Below are 1,197 nucleotides of genomic sequence, written 5' to 3'. Positions count from 1 at the left end.
AAGCGCCGGGGCTGGCCAGCAGCGGGAGTTTGCGCCACATCGCCACCAGGGTCTCCTGCACCACGTCTTCGGCCTGGGCACGGTCGCCGAGCAGCCGGCAGGCCAGCCGGAACAGTCTGTGCTGGTAGGCGTCGACAAGGTATTCGAAGGCTTCGGTGTCCCCGTCCTGTGCACGGGCGATGATGGTGCCTTCATCCAGGCCGTCAAGAGTGGTCCGGGCATGTTCCCTGTAGGGGTCCATATGCTTCCTCACAGAACTGCTGCCCGTCCGTGGGCATGCTCGCTACCCCTGACGGTAACAAGCGGAGCCCCAGATCCGCAGCAGGGCCGAAGAAAAGAAAGTTCCGGTATTTCCGTGAGATACAGGGGCGCAGCACGTCTCTAGTGGTGTCCGCAGCATAATGCCACTACCCCCGGAGATGGTCCTGATGGCAGAGACCCAAAACCCTTCCAGTGTCCTGGCCACCCCTGAAGAGGGCCAGCGGAATGATTCCGACAAGCAGCTTGAGAAAACCGGGCCGCTGCACACGGACTTCGGTGATACCACCATCGCTGAAACCGTGGTGCAGAAAATAGCAGGAATAGCCACCCGCGAGGTGCCGGGTGTCTACGAGATGGGCACCGCGGCACGCCGGGCCTTCAGCCACCTGACCGAACGCATCCCCGGTGCGCAGACCAACGTCAGCGGCGGCGTGAGCGTGGAGAAGGGCGAGCGTCAGGCGGCGATTGATCTGAGCATCATTGTGGAGTACGGCGTCTCCATCGTGGACGTCAGCCGCTCCATCCGCCGCAACGTCATCCAGTCGGTGGAAAACGCCACCGGCCTTGAGGTGCTCGAGGTGAACATCCACGTCACCGATGTCCACCTTCCCGAGGAAGACCAGGAAGAGAAGTCCACCGAGCTGGCCTGAGCGGCCCATCACCTGTAGTCCGTCCTCACCCTGGCTGCAGGGTCAGGACCGGCCATGAAAGGGGACCCCGATGTCACCGACGCACATCAGTCTGGCCGTCGCTCTCACTCTGGGTATTGTTCTGGCGTTTGCCGGGTTCACCGCGTTCGCGGTGGTGGCACTGTTCGGCGTTATCGGCTTCATTATCGGCCGTGTCCTGGAAGGCAAACTGGACCTGCAGGCCATGCTCGGCAGAGCCTCCGAGCGGCGGTGAGAACAATGTCCGGGAACACCCTCACCCGTCCCC

3 protein-coding genes are annotated in these 1,197 nt (G+C 62.8%); 2 read left to right on the top strand and 1 reads right to left on the bottom strand.

Annotation, left to right across the window (positions count from 1 at the left end):
* The coding region (locus AC5RVV_RS17455) for an RNA polymerase sigma factor (RefSeq protein ID WP_494002619.1) at window positions 1-241 on the bottom strand (241 nt) is incomplete at its 3' end.
* Window positions 242-428: 187 nt separating this feature from the next.
* On the opposite strand from AC5RVV_RS17455, the gene AC5RVV_RS17450 reads away from it, so the two are divergent.
* A complete protein-coding gene (locus AC5RVV_RS17450) occupies window positions 429-911 on the top strand; it encodes an Asp23/Gls24 family envelope stress response protein (RefSeq protein ID WP_493986549.1) in 483 nt (160 codons plus the stop codon).
* A gap of 70 nt (window positions 912-981) precedes the next feature.
* Window positions 982-1,164 (top strand): hypothetical protein, encoded by a 183-nt coding sequence (locus AC5RVV_RS17445; protein ID WP_494002618.1) that lies wholly within the window; start codon window positions 982-984, stop codon window positions 1,162-1,164.
* The last annotated feature ends 33 nt before the right edge of the window (window positions 1,165-1,197 follow it).

Source organism: Arthrobacter sp. MDT2-34-1 (genome assembly GCF_059091365.1).
Note: the sequence above shows the minus strand (reverse complement) of the source record. Positions and strands in the feature narration are given on the sequence as shown.

Coding starts and splice junctions, on each gene's coding strand:
- AC5RVV_RS17450 (WP_493986549.1), top strand. CDS start 429: ATGGCAGAGACCCAAAACCCTTCCAGTGTCCTGGCCACCCCTGAAGAG.
- AC5RVV_RS17445 (WP_494002618.1), top strand. CDS start 982: ATGTCACCGACGCACATCAGTCTGGCCGTCGCTCTCACTCTGGGTATT.